General features: G+C 65.8%; 16 protein-coding genes. 14 read left to right on the top strand and 2 right to left on the bottom strand.

The window, feature by feature from the left end; genetic code table 11:
- Positions 1 to 38 precede the first annotated feature (38 nt).
- A complete protein-coding gene (locus A6M56_RS05345; protein ID WP_045219614.1) occupies positions 39 to 707 on the bottom strand; it encodes a Crp/Fnr family transcriptional regulator in 669 nt (222 codons plus the stop codon).
- A 240-nt stretch (positions 708 to 947) separates the two neighbouring features.
- Between A6M56_RS05345 and A6M56_RS05350 the strand changes: the two genes are divergently transcribed.
- The 12 genes from A6M56_RS05350 to A6M56_RS05405 all read left to right on the top strand — a co-directional run bounded on the left by A6M56_RS05350 (position 948) and on the right by A6M56_RS05405 (position 12,751).
- A complete protein-coding gene (locus A6M56_RS05350) occupies positions 948 to 2,909 on the top strand; it encodes an AMP-dependent synthetase/ligase (protein WP_102079054.1) in 1,962 nt (653 codons plus the stop codon).
- 28 nt (positions 2,910 to 2,937) lie between these two features.
- The gene (locus tag A6M56_RS05355) at positions 2,938 to 3,804 is read left to right on the top strand and encodes an ABC transporter ATP-binding protein (RefSeq protein WP_062738844.1); all 867 of its coding nucleotides are present in this window, start codon (positions 2,938 to 2,940) and stop codon (positions 3,802 to 3,804) included.
- 30 nt (positions 3,805 to 3,834) lie between these two features.
- Entirely contained in the window at positions 3,835 to 4,749 is a 915-nt protein-coding gene (locus A6M56_RS05360; protein WP_045219620.1) for a branched-chain amino acid ABC transporter permease, read from the top strand.
- A gap of 30 nt (positions 4,750 to 4,779) precedes the next feature.
- Complete coding sequence (locus A6M56_RS05365; RefSeq protein WP_045219623.1) at positions 4,780 to 5,856, top strand: branched-chain amino acid ABC transporter permease; 1,077 nt, start codon at positions 4,780 to 4,782, stop codon at positions 5,854 to 5,856.
- A 55-nt stretch (positions 5,857 to 5,911) separates the two neighbouring features.
- Positions 5,912 to 7,249, top strand: coding sequence for an ABC transporter substrate-binding protein (locus A6M56_RS05370; protein ID WP_045219625.1), 1,338 nt, complete (start codon positions 5,912 to 5,914; stop codon positions 7,247 to 7,249).
- An 84-nt stretch (positions 7,250 to 7,333) separates the two neighbouring features.
- Complete coding sequence (locus A6M56_RS05375) at positions 7,334 to 8,149, top strand: ABC transporter ATP-binding protein (protein ID WP_045219627.1); 816 nt, start codon at positions 7,334 to 7,336, stop codon at positions 8,147 to 8,149.
- Between the two features lie 51 nt (positions 8,150 to 8,200).
- On the top strand, positions 8,201 to 9,451 hold the full coding sequence (locus tag A6M56_RS05380; protein WP_102079053.1) for a phenylacetate--CoA ligase family protein: 1,251 nt from the start codon (positions 8,201 to 8,203) through the stop codon (positions 9,449 to 9,451).
- Positions 9,452 to 9,695: 244 nt separating this feature from the next.
- Entirely contained in the window at positions 9,696 to 10,913 is a 1,218-nt protein-coding gene (locus tag A6M56_RS05385; protein ID WP_082062920.1) for a cation:proton antiporter domain-containing protein, read from the top strand.
- A 44-nt stretch (positions 10,914 to 10,957) separates the two neighbouring features.
- Positions 10,958 to 11,512 (top strand): NADPH-dependent FMN reductase, encoded by a 555-nt coding sequence (locus A6M56_RS05390; RefSeq protein ID WP_045219631.1) that lies wholly within the window; start codon positions 10,958 to 10,960, stop codon positions 11,510 to 11,512.
- Positions 11,513 to 11,612: 100 nt separating this feature from the next.
- Complete coding sequence (locus tag A6M56_RS05395) at positions 11,613 to 11,735, top strand: hypothetical protein (protein ID WP_257983912.1); 123 nt, start codon at positions 11,613 to 11,615, stop codon at positions 11,733 to 11,735.
- Positions 11,728 to 12,015 (top strand): hypothetical protein, encoded by a 288-nt coding sequence (locus tag A6M56_RS05400; RefSeq protein ID WP_145997133.1) that lies wholly within the window; start codon positions 11,728 to 11,730, stop codon positions 12,013 to 12,015. The genes A6M56_RS05395 and A6M56_RS05400 overlap by 8 nt, the downstream gene beginning before the upstream one ends.
- A gap of 31 nt (positions 12,016 to 12,046) precedes the next feature.
- The gene (locus tag A6M56_RS05405) at positions 12,047 to 12,751 is read left to right on the top strand and encodes a GNAT family N-acetyltransferase (RefSeq protein WP_102079052.1); all 705 of its coding nucleotides are present in this window, start codon (positions 12,047 to 12,049) and stop codon (positions 12,749 to 12,751) included.
- 49 nt (positions 12,752 to 12,800) lie between these two features.
- Here the strand turns inward: A6M56_RS05405 and A6M56_RS05410 are convergent, their stop codons facing one another.
- A complete protein-coding gene (locus tag A6M56_RS05410) occupies positions 12,801 to 13,427 on the bottom strand; it encodes a FlxA-like family protein (protein WP_240480021.1) in 627 nt (208 codons plus the stop codon).
- A gap of 116 nt (positions 13,428 to 13,543) precedes the next feature.
- Between A6M56_RS05410 and A6M56_RS05415 the strand changes: the two genes are divergently transcribed.
- Both A6M56_RS05415 and A6M56_RS05420 read left to right on the top strand, forming a co-directional pair.
- Positions 13,544 to 14,365 (top strand): ABC transporter ATP-binding protein, encoded by an 822-nt coding sequence (locus A6M56_RS05415; protein WP_045219636.1) that lies wholly within the window; start codon positions 13,544 to 13,546, stop codon positions 14,363 to 14,365.
- Entirely contained in the window at positions 14,349 to 15,179 is an 831-nt protein-coding gene (locus tag A6M56_RS05420; protein WP_102079051.1) for an ABC transporter permease, read from the top strand. The genes A6M56_RS05415 and A6M56_RS05420 overlap by 17 nt, the downstream gene beginning before the upstream one ends.
- Positions 15,180 to 15,181 lie beyond the last annotated feature (2 nt).

The raw sequence follows: 15,181 nt of genomic DNA on the forward strand, positions 1-15,181 counted from the left end.
TGAGTGTCGCACGGTGCAGGCGTTTGTGCAGAGGGTGGCTACTCGCCGTACTGCCTGAGGCCGACGAGGTCGCGCACCTCGATCACACCGTAATCCACCCTGACCAGCCCCTGCTGTTCGAGCACCTTCAGGGCCTGGTTGGCGCGCTGGCGCGAGATGCCCGCCAGCAGCCCGATCTCTTCCTGCGAGATCTCGAGCGTGTTGCCCAGCCGCGGATACAGCAGCTCGTTGAACAGCGACGACACGGCTCGTGCCACGCGCGAATCAATGTCGAGCAGCCGTTCGTACTCGACCGCCGCAATGAACTGGCCGAGCCGCTCGTTCAGCTGCATCAGGAGGAAGCGGGTGAAGGGCAGGCTCGTGTCCAGCAGCCATTGGAAGGTCTCGCGCGGGATGAAGGCGATGCGGGAGCGGCGCAGCGCCATCACGTCGTACTTGCGCACTTCGTGCTTGAGCACGGCGCCTTCGCCGAACCAGCCGCCGGTCGGCACCCCGGTAAACGTGACGGACTTGCCGGATGGCGACACCGTGGTGATCTTGACCAGCCCGTCGACCACGCCCATCCACTCCTCGGCGCGCTCACCCTTGTGGCTGATGTAGTCGCCCGGGCCGTATTCGCGCACGTAGGTGGCCTGCCGTACGCGCTCGCGTTGTTCCGCGCTCAGGTCCGCTGCCCACGCGCAGTGGTCGATGAAGTCATTCGGCATGGGTTTTGGGAGTTCCTGTAGGGATTAACCCGGAATTGTCACCGGCGCGACATCCGGCCAAAAAGGCGTGGACTATCTTACCGTCACGATTGAGGCCGGGCACCAGAACGAACGCTCGTGCGGAAAATCAGCCTGCGAAGACGGGCGGCATACACGAACGGGTGGTTGGACACCCGAGCCTGGACACCAGCAGCAGAAGCGGCCTCCCGGTCAGGGAGGCGAAAGGGACAGGAGACACGCATGCAGGATTCGTCGGCGACGACTTTTCCGCGACTGCTGCTGGCGCACGCCCAGAGCAGGCCAGGCCACCCGGCCTATCGCGAGAAGGATCTCGGCATCTGGCAGACCACGACGTGGGCGCAGGTGGCGCAGGAAGTGCGCGCGCTTGCTTGCGGCCTGGCGGCGCTGGGCTTCGAGCGCGGCATGAACCTGGCCGTGGTCGGCGACAACCGTCCGCGCCTGTACTGGGCGATGACGGCCGCCCAGGCGCTGGGCGGCGTGCCCATCCCGCTCTACCAGGATGCGGTGGCCGCGGAAATGCTGCATGTGCTGGCCGATGCCGAGATCGCGTTTGCCATTGCCGAAGACCAGGAGCAGGTCGACAAGCTGCTCGAGCTGCAGCCGCAACTCGCGGCGCAGGCGCGTCCGCTGCAATGGATCGTCTACGAAGACCCGCGCGGCCTGCGCGACTACGACGATGCCGAGCTGATGTCGTATGAGCGCATCCAGGAGATCGGCCGCGAGTTCGACCGCGCGCATCCGGGCTTCTACGAGGCGGCCGTGGAGGCCGGCGCCCCCGATGACACGGCCATCATCCTCTACACCTCCGGCACCACCGGCAAGCCCAAGGGGGTGTGCCACGCGCACCGCAGCCTGATTGCCGTGGCCACGCGCGGCTGCGCCTTTGACGGCCTGCATGCCGATGACGACGTACTGTCCTACCTGCCGATGGCGTGGGTGGGCGACAACCTGTTTTCGTATGCGCAGGCCATGGTGGCTGGCTTTACCGTCAACTGCCCCGAGTCGCGCGAGACGGTGATGACCGACCTGCGCGAGATCGGCCCGACCTACTACTTCGCGCCGCCGCGCATCTACGAAGGTCTGCTCACGCAGGTGATGATCCGCATGGAAGACGCGGGCTGGATCAAGCGGAGGCTGTTCGACTGGGCGATGCGCGTGGCACGGCGCTGCGGTACGCAGATTCTCGACGGGCAGCCCGTCGCTGCGCTGGACCGCGCGCGCTATGCGCTGGGCGAACTGCTGATCTATGGGCCGCTGCGCAACGTGCTCGGCATGAGCCGCATCCGCGTGGCGTATACCGCCGGCGAGGCGATCGGGCCGGACCTGTTCCGCTTCTACCGCTCCATCGGCGTGAACGTGAAGCAGTTCTACGGCCAGACGGAGACCTGCGCCTATGTCTGCCTGCAGCCCGATGGCCAGGTCAAGTTCGATTCCGTGGGGCCGGCCGCGCCGGGCATGGAGATCCGCATTGCCGACAGCGGAGAGGTGCTGGTGCGCGGCGTTGGCCTGCTCAAGGGCTACTACAAGCGCGACGACGCCACGCGCGAGGCAATCGACGCCGACGGCTATTTCATGACCGGCGACGCGGGTCTCATCGACGCCGACGGCCACCTGCGGATCATCGATCGCGCCAAGGATGTCGGCAGGCTGGCCGACGGTTCGGTGTTCGCGCCCAAGTACATCGAGAACAAGCTCAAGTTCTTCCCGTACATCAAGGAAGCCGTGGCCTTTGGCGCCGATCGCGACCGGGTCTGCGTGTTCATCAACATTGACTTCGAGGCCGTGGGCAACTGGGCCGAGCGCCGCCATCTGCCTTACGCCGGCTATATCGACCTGGCCGGTCAGCCGCAGGTGATCGAGATGATTGCGGAGTGTGTGGCGCAGGTGAATGCCGACCTGGCGGAGGACCCGATGCTGTCGGGTTCGCAGATCGCGCGTTTCCTGATCCTTCACAAGGAGCTGGACCCGGACGACGACGAGCTGACGCGCACGCGCAAGGTGCGCCGCCGCTACATCGCCGAGAAGTACGCCGTACTGATCGACGCGCTGTATGCGGGCAGGCACGAGCAGTTCATCGAGACGCGCGTCCGGTTTGAAGACGGCCGCGAGGGGAGTGTCAGCGCAACGCTGAAGCTGGTGGACGCGAAGATCGTGCCGCCGGTCCAGCGCAAGGCGGCATAGATCAACAGACCGCCGCACGGGGAACAACATGACGCAAATGGCATGGCAAGGTGTGGCGAGGCAGACCGGCGCGGGCATCGGGCTGCCGGGGGGCCGGGCGCAGGCGGGTCTCGGCCCGCTGCAAGGCGAGGTGCTGCTCGACCTGCAGCACATCTCGCTGTCGTTTGGCGGGGTGAAGGCGCTGACCGATATCTCGTTCGACATTCGCGCGCACGAGATCCGGGCGATCATCGGGCCGAACGGCGCGGGCAAGAGCTCCATGCTGAACGTCATCAACGGTGTCTACCACCCGCAGCAGGGCCGCATCGTGTTCCGCGGCGAGGAGCGCCGCCGCATGAACCCGACCGCCATGGCACGGCAGGGCATTGCGCGCACGTTCCAGAACATCGCGCTGTTCAAGGGCATGACGGTGCTCGACAACATCATGACGGGGCGCAACACGCTGTTCCGCAGCAACCTGTTCGCCAATGCCGTGTGGTTCGGCCCCGCGCGCCGCGAAGAGATGCGCCACCGCCGCAAGGTCGAAGAGGTGATCGACTTCCTGGAGATCCAGGCGATCCGCAAGACGCCGGTGGGGCGCCTGCCGTACGGCCTGCAGAAGCGCGTGGAGCTGGGCCGTGCGCTGGCGGCCGAGCCGTCGATGTTGCTGCTCGACGAGCCGATGGCCGGCATGAACGTGGAAGAAAAGCAGGACATGTGCCGCTTCATCCTCGACGTCAACCGGCAGTTCGGGACCACCATCGTGCTGATCGAGCATGACATGGGCGTGGTGATGGACATCTCCGACCGCGTGGTGGTGCTCGACTACGGCAAGAAGATCGGCGACGGCACGCCCGACGAGGTCAAGGCCAACCCCGAGGTCATCCGCGCCTATCTTGGGCAGTCCCACGCCTGACAACCGAAGCGTGCAGCAGGAGCACACGACATGAGTTTCTTCCTTGAAGTGCTGGTGGGCGGGCTGTTGTCCGGGCTGATGTATTCGCTGGTGGCGCTGGGCTTCGTGCTGATCTATAAGGCTTCCGGCGTATTCAATTTTGCGCAGGGCGCGATGGTCTACTTTGCGGCGCTGGCCGTGGTCGGGCTGATGGACAAGGGCTTGCCGATCTGGGCGGCTGCCATCGGCGCGTTCGGCATCATGATCGTGGTGGGCATGGCAACCGAACGCCTGGTGCTGCGCAAGCTGGTGAACCAGCCACCCATTACGCTGTTCATGGCGACCATCGGCCTGTCGTTCTTCCTGGAGGGTCTCGGGCCGATGCTGTTCGGCAACGAGGTTCGCCCCATCGATCTGGGCATCGTCGACGAACCGATCGAGGCGATCCTCACGCATCTGAACATGGTCGTGTCGAAGTTCGACCTGACCTCGGCGCTGATCGCGGGCTTGCTGGTCGGGGTGCTCGCGCTGTTCTTCCAGTACACACGGGTGGGGCGTGCGCTGCGCGCCGTGGCGGATGACCACCAGGCCGCGCTGTCGCTGGGCATTCCGCTGCAGCACATCTGGGCGATCGTGTGGGGCGTGGCGGGGTTCGTGGCGCTGGTGGCCGGCATGCTGTGGGGTTCGCGCAATGGCGTGCAGTTCGCGCTCACGCTGACTGCGCTCAAGGCGCTGCCCGTGCTGATCCTGGGAGGCTTTACTTCCGTGCCGGGCGCGATTGTCGGCGGGCTGATCATCGGCGCGTCCGAAAAACTCGCCGAGATCTATGTCCCGCCGGTGTTCCAGTCGATGTTCGGCGGCAATTTCGGCGGCATCGAGGGATGGTTCCCGTATGTGTTCGCGCTGCTGTTCCTGCTGGTCCGCCCGGAAGGGCTGTTCGGCGAGCGGCATATCGACCGCGTTTGACGCCCACGTTGCGCTTTTCAGGAGACGCGCATGTTCTATCGCGAAGCCGGCCAGTTCAAGACCAGCTATGAGGCCGACAGCCAGGTCTTCCCGATCCGGCAGGACCGCATCGGCGTGGCCGTGCTGCTGGCGGTGGCCTTTGTGGGAATTCCGCTGGTGGGCTCGGAGTATTGGTTCTCGGCCATCCTGATCCCGTTCCTGATCTTTTCGCTCGCGGCGCTGGGGCTCAACATCCTTACGGGATATGCGGGCCAGCTGTCGCTCGGTACGGCGGCGTTCATGGCGGTGGGCGCGTATGCCGCATACAACTTCCAGCTGCGCGTGGAGGGAATGCCGGTGCTGCTGACGTTCGTACTGGCAGGCTTGAGCGCGGCGCTCGTGGGCGTGGCCTTCGGCCTGCCGTCGCTGCGCATCAAGGGCTTCTACCTGGCGGTGGCCACGCTGGCTGCGCAGTTCTTCGTGGTGTGGGTGCTCACGAAGTTTCCCTGGTTCTCGAACAACAGCTCCTCGGGCGTGATCACGGCGCAGCGGCTCGACCTGTTTGGCGTGCCCATCGATACACCGGTCAAGCGGTATCTGTTCGTGCTCGGCATCGTTGCGGTGATGGCCATGGTGGCGAAGAACCTCGTGCGCTCCTCCACCGGCCGCGCGTGGATGTCGGTGCGCGACATGGACGTGGCGGCCGAGGTGATCGGCATTCCGCTCATGCGAACCAAGCTCGCGGCCTTTGCCGTGAGCTCGTTCTACTGCGGCGTGGCGGGGGCGCTGTATGCGTTCTGCTATCTCGGCTCGGTCGAGCCCGACGGCTTCTCGCTCGACCTGTCGTTCCGCGTGCTGTTCATGATCATCATCGGCGGCGTGGGGTCGATCCTGGGCTCGTTCCTCGGGGCGGCGTTCATCCTGCTGTTGCCGATCTTCCTGGACAACGTGCTGCCGCCGCTGGCCGCACTGCTGCATCTGCCGTTCACCAACGCGACGGTGTCGCACATCCAGCTGATGGTGTTTGGCGCGCTGATCATCTTCTTCCTGATCGTCGAGCCGCACGGGCTGGCGCGGCTGTGGCAGATCGGCAAGGAGAAGCTGCGCCTGTGGCCATTCCCGCATTGAGATCACGTAGTCACCACCAAAACGAAATCCACCTGCCAAGGTGAAGGAGACGGTCATGAACATGCTGGTTAGCAAACTGCAACGCAGTGCCGCGGCGCTCGGAATGGCGGCCGCACTGGTGTCGCTGGCGGCGCCCGTGCAGGCGCAGACCGCCGAGCAGTTCATCGCGATCCCGAGCTATCGTGTCGGGCCCTATGGCACCAACGGGCAGTCGTGGTACGGCGGGTTTGTCGACTACCTGACCTACGTCAATCTCAAGGAGGGGGGCGTCAACGGCGTCAAGCTCGCGTGGGAAGAGTGCGAGACCGAATACAACAACGCCAAAGGCGTGGAGTGCTACGAGCGCCTGAAGGCGCGCAGCAGCGCCTCGCACGGGACGGCGTATCACGTCATGTCCACCGGCATTTCGTATGCGCTGGTCGACAAGACCGCCGCCGACAAGGTGCCGCTGGTCATGATGGGCTACGGGCGCACCGATGCCGTGGATGGCTCGGTGTTTCCGTATGCGTTTCCGCTCGTGACGACGTACCAGATGCAGGCCTCGGCCATCGTCAAGTACCTCGCGGACAAGAACAAGGGGTCGCTGGCGGGCAAGAAGATCGTCTACCTGTATCACGACTCGGCCTATGGCAAGGAGCCGATCGTCGCGCTCGAGGCGGAGGCCAAGCTCGGCAAGTTCAACCTGGTGGAGATCCCGGTGGCGCACCCCGGCAACGAGCAGGGCGCGCAGTGGCTGAAGATCCGCCAGGAGAACCCCGACTACGTCATCTTCTGGGGCTGGGGCGTGATGAACCAGACCGCGCTGAAGGCCGCGCAGAAGGTCGGGTACCCGCGCGACAAGATGGTCGGCTCCTGGTGGGCCGGGTCGGAGGAAGACACCATCCCGGCCGGTGAAGCCGCCAAGGGGTACCTGAGCGCAACCTGGAACGTGGCCGGCAAGAACGTGCCGCTCATCGCCGACATCGACAAGGTGGTGTACGGCGCCGGCAAGGGCAACATGCAGAACGCGTCGAAGGTGGGCTCCGTGCTGTACAACCGCGGCGTGTCTGCGGCCGTGGTGACGGTGGAGGCCATCCGCGTGGCGCAGGCGAAGTTCGGCAAGGGCAAGGTCATGAACGGCGAGCAGATGCGCTGGGCATTCGAGAACCTGAACCTGGGCAGCGCGCGCCTGCAGCAGCTCGGGGCCACGGGCCTGCTGCCGGAAATCCAGACCAGCTGCAGCAACCACGAGGGCTCGGGCAAGGTGAAGATCCAGCAGTGGGACGGCAGCAAGTGGGTCGTGGTGTCTGACTGGGTGGAGGGCAACAAGGGCCTCGTCCATCCGCTGTTCAAGGCGACCGCCGCGCAGTACGCGAAGGAGAAGGGCATCACGCCGGCGTGCGTGAAATCCTGAACCCGCACCGGCCGCCTCGTCCGCCGGCGTGGGGCGAGGCACGGCCTGACTGCACCCTCTTTTCGACCCACTTTGCACCGCACCATGAGCCTGCTGACCGTCAACAACATCGAGGTCATCTACGACCACGTCATCCTGGTACTCAAGGGCGTTTCGCTTGCGGTGCCCGAGGGGGGCATCGTCGCGCTGCTGGGCGCCAATGGCGCCGGCAAGACGACCACGCTCAAAGCCATCTCGAACCTGCTGCATGCCGAACGCGGCGACGTGACCAAGGGATCGATCGAGTACCGCGGCAGCCGCGTCGATCAGCTCACGCCCAATGACCTCGTGCGGCGCGGCGTGATCCAGGTCATGGAAGGGCGCCACTGCTTCGCGCATCTGACGATCGAAGAGAACCTGCTGACCGGCGCGTACACGCGTCACTTCTCGCGCGCCCAGACCCGAGACGCGCTCGAACGCATCTACGCATACTTCCCCCGTCTGAAGACGCGGCGCAAGTCGCAGGCCGGCTACACCTCGGGCGGCGAGCAGCAGATGTGCGCCATCGGCCGCGCCATGATGGCGGCGCCGCAGATGATCCTGCTCGACGAGCCGTCGATGGGGCTGGCGCCGCAGATCGTCGAAGAGATCTTCGAGATCGTGCGCGATCTCAACCAGCGCGAGAAGGTCAGCTTCCTGCTGGCTGAGCAGAACACCATGGTGGCGCTGCGCCATGCCGACTACGGCTACATCCTCGAGAACGGCCGCGTGGTGATGGACGGCACGGCCGAAGCGCTGCGCAACAACGAAGACGTCAAGGAGTTCTACCTGGGCGTGGCCGCCAATGATGACGAGGCCGGCGCGCGCCAGTCCTTCCGCGACATCAAGAGCTACCGCCGGCGCAAGCGCTGGCTGGCCTGAAGCGACCCGAACCCGCCCGTCTTCCCGAACACCTCCAACCGCCTGCCCACCATGCCGGAACATTTCGATGCCCTCGAGACGCGCGCGCCTGAACTGCGCGAACAGGCGCTGTTTGCCGCGCTGTCCAAGCAGATCGCGCATGCGCAGACGAATGCGCCGTACTTTGCGCAGCGGTTGCGCGATGTCGACGCGCAGGCCGTGACGTCGCGCGCGGCGCTGGCGGCGTTGCCGGTCACGCGCAAATCGGAACTGGCGGGCATGCAGAAGTTGTCGCCGCCGCTGGGCGGACTGAACGCCACGCCGCTGGGCGGGCTGCGCCACGTGTTTCAGTCGCCCGGGCCCATCCATGAGCCCGATGGTCACGGGCCCGACTGGTGGCGCACGGCGCGGGCGCTGTTTGCCGCCGGATTCCGCGCGGGGGACCTCGTCTACAACACGTTTTCGTATCACTTCACGCCGGCGGGGCTGATGATGGAATCCGGCGCGCACCGGCTGGGCTGCTGCGTGTTTCCGGCCGGTGTCGGCCAGACCGAGATGCAGGTGCAGGCCTTGTCGATGCTCAAGCCCACTGCGTACGTGGGCACGCCGTCGTTCCTGCGCATCCTGCTCGAGAAGAGCGCCGAGGCAGGCCAGCCCTGTGCAAGCCTCACCAAGGCCGTCGTCTCGGGCGAGGCGCTGCCGCCGTCGCTGCGCGAATGGCTCGCTGCGCAAGGCGTGGTGGTGCACCAGATGTACGGTTCGGCCGACCTGGGCCTCATCGCCTATGAGGCCGACGGCAGCGACGGCTGGGTCGTCGACGAGAACGTGCTGGTGGAGATCGTCGAGCCGGGGGGCACGCAGCCGATGCCGGAGGGGGAGGTGGGTGAAGTGGTGGTCACCGTGCTCGGCAATGGAGACTATCCGCTGATCCGCTTCGGCACCGGCGACCTGTCTGCCATCGTGGCTGGCTCTTCGCGGCAGGCCAGCCCATGCGGGCGCACGAACATCCGCCTCAAGGGCTGGCTGGGCCGCGCCGACCAGACCACCAAGGTCAAGGGCATGTTCGTGCATCCCGGGCAGGTGGCGGAGGTGGTGCGCCGGCATCCGGAGATCCGCGCCGCACGGCTCGTGGTGTCGGGCACGCCGGGCGTGGACGTCATGACGCTGCACTGCGACGCCACCGGCGATGATGCCGGCCTGCGTGAAGCCGTGGCCGGCTCGCTGCGCGAGGTGACGCGGCTGCGCGGCGAGGTGCGCTTCGTGGCGGCAGGCTCGCTGCCGCAAGACGGCAAGCTGATCGAAGACGCACGCGACTACGCCTGAGCGCATCTGGCGTGCATTGCCGGCCGCGTGCCGGCAACTGCCATCCGTTGACGGTGCCGGCGGCGTTGGCACCGCTCTTGCGCCTGCCCATGCGTGCGGTACGGCCCGCTAAGCGAAATCCCGTATATTCGTCCTCCGTGTGACGCTGGCCGAACAAACCGGCGTGCGCGCTGTCGCATCTTGGCCGGCTCCGCCGCGCCGCTGTCTCCCCCATCCTCGATCCGCCCCGACGTCACAGCAACGCATGCACGTAGAGACCCCGCTCATCTCCACCATCATCGGCGGCCTTGTGCTGGCCTTCATCTTCGGCACCATCGCGCAGCGGCTGCGCCTGCCGCCGCTGGTGGGCTACCTCATGGCGGGCGTGGTGGCCGGCCCCTTTACCCCGGGCTTTGTGGCCGACCAGAGCCTTGCCCCGCAGCTGGCGGAGCTGGGCGTGATCCTGCTGATGTTCGGCGTGGGGCTGCACTTCTCGATGAAGGAGCTGCTGGCCGTCAAGGCCATCGCCATTCCGGGCGCCATCGGGCAGATTGCGCTGGCCACGCTCATGGGCATGGGGCTGGCGTGGCTGCTCGGATGGGACTGGGGGCCGGGGCTGGTGTTCGGGCTGGCGCTGTCGGTGGCGAGTACCGTGGTGCTGCTCAAGGCGCTGGAAGACCGCGGCCTGGACCACTCGCACGAGGGCCATATCGCCGTCGGCTGGCTGATCGTGGAAGACCTCGTGATGGTGGTCACGCTCGTGCTGTTGCCGGCGCTGGCCGGCGCGCTTGGCGGCGCGGGCAGCACGTCGGTCAGCGCGTGGGACATCGCCAAGGTGCTCGCGATCACGCTCTCCAAGGTGGTGGCATTCGCGGCGCTGATGCTGGTGGTCGGCCGCCGCGTGATTCCGTGGATGCTCGAGCGCATCGTCATGACAGGCAGCCGTGAGCTGTTCCGCTTGGGCGTGCTCGCTACGGCGCTGGGCGTGGCGTATGGGGCGACCGTGCTGTTTGGCGTGTCGTTCGCTCTGGGCGCGTTCTTTGCAGGCATGGTCCTGGCCGAATCGGAGTTCAGCCAGCGCGCGGCCGAGGAGTCACTGCCGCTGCGCGATGCGTTTGCGGTGCTGTTCTTTGTGTCGGTGGGCATGCTGTTCGACCCCCGCGTGCTCGTCGAAGACACGTGGGCGGTGCTGGGCACGGTCCTGATCGTGGTGATGGGCAAGTCGCTGGCAGCGTTTGCGGTGGTGCGGGCGTTCGGGCACGGCAACCGCACGGCGCTCACGATCTCGGCGAGCCTAGCGCAGATCGGCGAGTTTTCGTTCATCCTGATCGGGCTGGGCATCGGCCTGGAGATCCTGCCGGTGCGCGCGCGCGGGTTGCTGCTTGCGGCGGCGATCCTGTCGATCCTGCTCAATCCGCTCATGTTTGCCCTGATCGACCGCATCAAGCGCGAGGTCGCCGCCGAGCCCGCTGGGGCCGATTGAGTTTCAAGGCCGTCCCCAACCGTTTTTGCCAACGAGGAGTGTTCATGAGCCATCTGACTATCGGGGTGATCGTCGGCAGCCTGCGCAAGGCGTCGTTCAATCGCCAACTGGCGCAGGCGCTGGTCGGCCTTCTGCCTTCGGGCGCGCAGGCGCAGTTCATCGAGATCGGTGAGCTGCCGCTCTACAACCAGGATCTGGACAGCAACCTGCCCGAGCCCGTGCAGCGCTTCAAGGCGGCCGTGGCGGGTGTGGACGCCATCCTGTTCGTCACGCCGGAATACAACCGCGGCATCCCGGGCGTGCTCAAGAACGCGATCGACTGGGGTTCGCGGCCGTATGGCCAGAGTGTGTGGGGCGGCAAGCTGGCCGGCGTTGCGGGGGCGTCGCCGGGCGCCATCGGGACGGCCCTGTCGCAAGCACAGTTGCGCAACGTGTTGTCGGCGTTGGGGGTGCAGGTCTTGCCGCTGCCGGAGGTGTTCTTCCACTTTGCCGGAGAACCCTTCGACGCGCAGGGCGGGGTGGTGGATGCGCGGACGCGCCAGTTCCTGCAGGGATTCGTCGACCGATTCGTTCAGTGGGCAGGCGCCAAGCGCGCCTGACGCATCGATCGACTGGGGTTCAGGGCCGGGCGGGCAGCGATATCCCGCCCGGCCGTGTTGCTTCGAGGGCCCGGATCAGGCCAGGAAAGCGGCGGCGCTGATGAGCCAGCCTGCTGCGACGCAGCTTGCGATCCAGGCGGCCATGACGGCGCCGATATCCAACCATTTCATCATCGTTCTCCTTACAGCACTTGCATTGCTTGTTCAGGCAATCGATGTCTGAACAACTGTTACGCAGTGTAGGTGTTGCAATGCGGAAGAACAATATCGCGACGGGTGAACAGACTGTTCCAAAGGTAACAACAAATTTCAGCGCTGGCGTGGTGCGGCCTGCGCATGTCGGGGCCCTGCCGCGCTGTGTCCTGGTCGTTGCTGCGACGCAACAATTGGCTGGGTCCGAGGGCGTTTCCGGCGATGCGATGTTGGCGCTCTGTTGCGGCGTGGCTCCTCAGATGGCGTTCGCCATGGCTCTTTTCATGGAGCCACGAGATTCGGTACGGTAATGCGGATCCTGTCCAACCCCTCGCTGCGCGCATGACCACCCTGAACGCCTACCAACAGCCCATCGGCACGCCGATGCCCGACTGGACCGCGCGTCCGCTGCCGCCGCACGCGCCGCTGCCTGGGCGGTACTGCCGCCTGGAGCCGCTCGACGCCGTGCGCCATGCCGATGCGCTGTTCGAAGCCGCCCGCCAGGCGCCCGACGACCGCCACTGGACGTACCTGATGGAAGGGCCGTTTGCCGACGCCGCATCCCACCGTGCCTATGTGGAGCGCATTGCGGCCAAGCGGGATCCACTGCAGTACGCCGTGATCGACGCGCAGACGGATCGCGCCGTCGGCACGCTGGCATTGATGCGCATCACGCCCGAGCACGGCGTGGTGGAGGTCGGTGCCGTGACGTTTTCGCCGTTGCTGCAACGCACCCCCGCGTCGACGGAAGCGCAGTTCCTGCTCATGAAGCACGTCTTTGAAGACCTGGGCTATCGCCGTTACGAATGGAAGTGCGACAGCCTGAATGCGCCGTCGCGTCAGGCTGCACTGCGGCTCGGCTTCCAGTTTGAGGGGATCTTCCGCCAGGCGGTCGTCTACAAGGGGCGCAGCCGCGATACGGCGTGGTTTTCCATCATCGATGCCGATTGGCCGCAGCTGCGGACGGCCTTCGAGCGGTGGCTCTCGCCCGAGAATTTCGATGCGCAGGGGCGGCAGCGCATGTCGCTCAGTGCGCTGCGTGCTTAGTCCATAGCGCGCTGCGGGCTCTGCGCGGCGCGCGAGGGCCGTTCCAGCGTCAGGCGCGCAGGGAAACCAGCGGCGGCTCGGCCGGGGTGAGCGCTTCGGCGCTGGCCGGATGCGCGGGCTGGGCCTGTTCCACGCGGCGGGCCTGCAAGCGGGCGTCGGTCACGCTCGATGTGCCGGTGACCTTGTCTGTCGTGCGCGCCTTGGTGGCCACCTCGGCACTGCCGGTGTCCGCGGACTTGCGCGTTTCCAACCGCGTCTCGGCCTGCTCCAGCCCTTTCTGGGCCTGAAGGCGGGCGATCTGCGCCTGCACGATCTGAATCTGCTGGCTCAGCATCTGCATCTGCTGCTTCTTCTGCTCGGCCGGCAATCCCTGCCCGGCCAGGTCTGCCATCGACTTCTGCAGGTTCTTGAGCTGCCGTTGCAGCCGTTCGATTTCATTGGCCGAGCCGCTCCCGCCGCCCGAAGCGCCGGTGGCCACAGTGCCAGAAACGGACGAGGAAGTGAGTTGCATTGCCATCTCGCTGATCAGTACGCCCTTGATCGGATGGCCGAGCGAAAACTTTAGCGGTCGCGGCGACTTTCTTTGCTGCTGCTGCGTTCTGGCAGATAGAATTAAATTCCGACTAAAGAAACAAAAAGCGAGAAGACTCGTTGGATACTTGGCGACGTTCGCCATGCTGCCCCGGCTTCTACGGGTTTACGTCTGTTATCCCGGCTCAAGATGCTGCGTAAAATAGAACAAGATTCTGTATAACAGAACGACAAAGAGGCAACGCATTCAAGGAGACGCCCATGCTTTCTTCCCATCCGGCCGCGAATGGCCGGCTGCCTCCCGGTTTGCCGGCGGTGCAGCTCAATCAGGTGTCAGTGCGGTTTGGCAGTTTTACGGCGGTGCAGGGCGTAGACCTGTCGATCGGCGAGGGGGAATTCGTGGCGGTGGTGGGGCCCACCGGGTGCGGCAAGAGCACGTTGCTCAACGCCGTGACGGGGCTGCTCAAGCCGGCCGGCGGCACGGTGAACGTGTTTGGCGAGCCGCTGACAGGCCTGAACGGCAGCGCTGGGTTCATGATGCAGCAGGACTCGCTGCTGCCCTGGAAGACGGCGCTCGACAACGTCGCGCTCGGCCTGGTGTTCCAGGGCATGCCGGTGGACGAGGCCCGCGAGCGCGCCCGTCCGTGGATGAAGAAGGTCGGCCTGGCCGGCTTCGAGGCGCGCTATCCGCATCAGCTCTCGGGCGGGCAGAAGAAGCGCATCAGCATGGCGCAGACGCTGATTCTCTCGCCCAAGATCGTGCTGATGGACGAGCCGTTCTCGGCGCTCGATGTGCACACGCGCCACCTCATGCAGAGCGAGCTGCTGCGCCTCTGGCAGGAAGACCGCAAATCGCTGCTGTTCATCACGCACGACCTGGAGGAGGCCATTGCCCTGGCCGACCGCGTGGTCGTCATGTCCGCCGGGCCCGCCAGCCGGCCGGTTGGCGATGTCGAAATCACGCTGCCGCGTCCGCGCAACGTGTCTGAAATCAACATGTCCGACGCGTTCATCCGCCTGTATCGCGAGATCTGGTCGATCCTCGGCACCGAAGTGGAGAAGAGCCATGCCGTCCAGCACTAACACGATGCCTACCGTGGGCACGCAGCGCGCCGGTCTCGCGCACAGGACCAAGATCCGCCTGTTCCAGCTGGCCGTGGTGGTGTTGATGTTCGGCTCGTGGGAGGGCCTCGGCCGCGCGGGCGTGGTCGATCCGTTCTATTTCTCGATGCCGTCGTCGATCGTCGCGCGCATCTGGGAGTGGTTCACCGCCGGCGACATCTACACGCATCTGGCCATCACCCTGGCCGAGACGATTCTCTCGTTCGGCATCGGCACGCTGCTCGGTATCAGCCTGGGGCTGTGGCTCGGCTTGTCCAAGCTCGCGGCCGAGGTGCTGGACCCGTTCATCAAGGTCTTCAATGCGATCCCGCGCATCCTGCTCGCGCCCATCTTCGTGATGTGGTTCGGGCTGGGGCTGACCTCCAAGGTGGCGCTGGGCGCGACGATGGTGCTGTTCATCACGTTCTTCAATACGTACCAGGGCGTGCGCGAGGTGAACCCCGTCATGCTGGCCAACGCGCGGCTGCTCAAGGCCAGCCGCATCAGCCTGCTGCGCCACGTCTATGTGCCGTCGGCCACCAGCTGGATTCTCTCGAGCCTGCGCGCTTCCGTCGGCATGGCCGTGATGGGCGCGATCGTGGCGGAGTACCTCGGCTCGTCCGCTGGCCTGGGCCACCTGATTGCGCAGGCCGAAGGCGTGTTCGATGCCACCGGCGTGTTCTCGGGAATCGTCGTGCTGTCGGCCTTCGTGATTGCGCTGGACCGCAGCGTCGATGCGCTCGAAGGCAAGTTGCTGGTGTGGCGCCCGAAGGTCGACCCCGAAACGGGCGCCTGAGC

Origin of the sequence: Ralstonia sp. RL, assembly GCF_001683835.1 — a bacterium.
In the GTDB taxonomy this organism is placed as follows: domain Bacteria; phylum Pseudomonadota; class Gammaproteobacteria; order Burkholderiales; family Burkholderiaceae; genus Ralstonia; species Ralstonia mannitolilytica.

Coding starts and splice junctions, on each gene's coding strand:
- A6M56_RS05345 (WP_045219614.1), bottom strand. CDS start 707: ATGCCGAATGACTTCATCGACCACTGCGCGTGGGCAGCGGACCTGAGC.
- A6M56_RS05350 (WP_102079054.1), top strand. CDS start 948: ATGCAGGATTCGTCGGCGACGACTTTTCCGCGACTGCTGCTGGCGCAC.
- A6M56_RS05355 (WP_062738844.1), top strand. CDS start 2,938: ATGACGCAAATGGCATGGCAAGGTGTGGCGAGGCAGACCGGCGCGGGC.
- A6M56_RS05360 (WP_045219620.1), top strand. CDS start 3,835: ATGAGTTTCTTCCTTGAAGTGCTGGTGGGCGGGCTGTTGTCCGGGCTG.
- A6M56_RS05365 (WP_045219623.1), top strand. CDS start 4,780: ATGTTCTATCGCGAAGCCGGCCAGTTCAAGACCAGCTATGAGGCCGAC.
- A6M56_RS05370 (WP_045219625.1), top strand. CDS start 5,912: ATGAACATGCTGGTTAGCAAACTGCAACGCAGTGCCGCGGCGCTCGGA.
- A6M56_RS05375 (WP_045219627.1), top strand. CDS start 7,334: ATGAGCCTGCTGACCGTCAACAACATCGAGGTCATCTACGACCACGTC.
- A6M56_RS05380 (WP_102079053.1), top strand. CDS start 8,201: ATGCCGGAACATTTCGATGCCCTCGAGACGCGCGCGCCTGAACTGCGC.
- A6M56_RS05385 (WP_082062920.1), top strand. CDS start 9,696: ATGCACGTAGAGACCCCGCTCATCTCCACCATCATCGGCGGCCTTGTG.
- A6M56_RS05390 (WP_045219631.1), top strand. CDS start 10,958: ATGAGCCATCTGACTATCGGGGTGATCGTCGGCAGCCTGCGCAAGGCG.
- A6M56_RS05395 (WP_257983912.1), top strand. CDS start 11,613: ATGAGCCAGCCTGCTGCGACGCAGCTTGCGATCCAGGCGGCCATGACG.
- A6M56_RS05400 (WP_145997133.1), top strand. CDS start 11,728: ATGTCTGAACAACTGTTACGCAGTGTAGGTGTTGCAATGCGGAAGAAC.
- A6M56_RS05405 (WP_102079052.1), top strand. CDS start 12,047: ATGACCACCCTGAACGCCTACCAACAGCCCATCGGCACGCCGATGCCC.
- A6M56_RS05410 (WP_240480021.1), bottom strand. CDS start 13,427: ATGGCGAACGTCGCCAAGTATCCAACGAGTCTTCTCGCTTTTTGTTTC.
- A6M56_RS05415 (WP_045219636.1), top strand. CDS start 13,544: ATGCTTTCTTCCCATCCGGCCGCGAATGGCCGGCTGCCTCCCGGTTTG.
- A6M56_RS05420 (WP_102079051.1), top strand. CDS start 14,349: ATGCCGTCCAGCACTAACACGATGCCTACCGTGGGCACGCAGCGCGCC.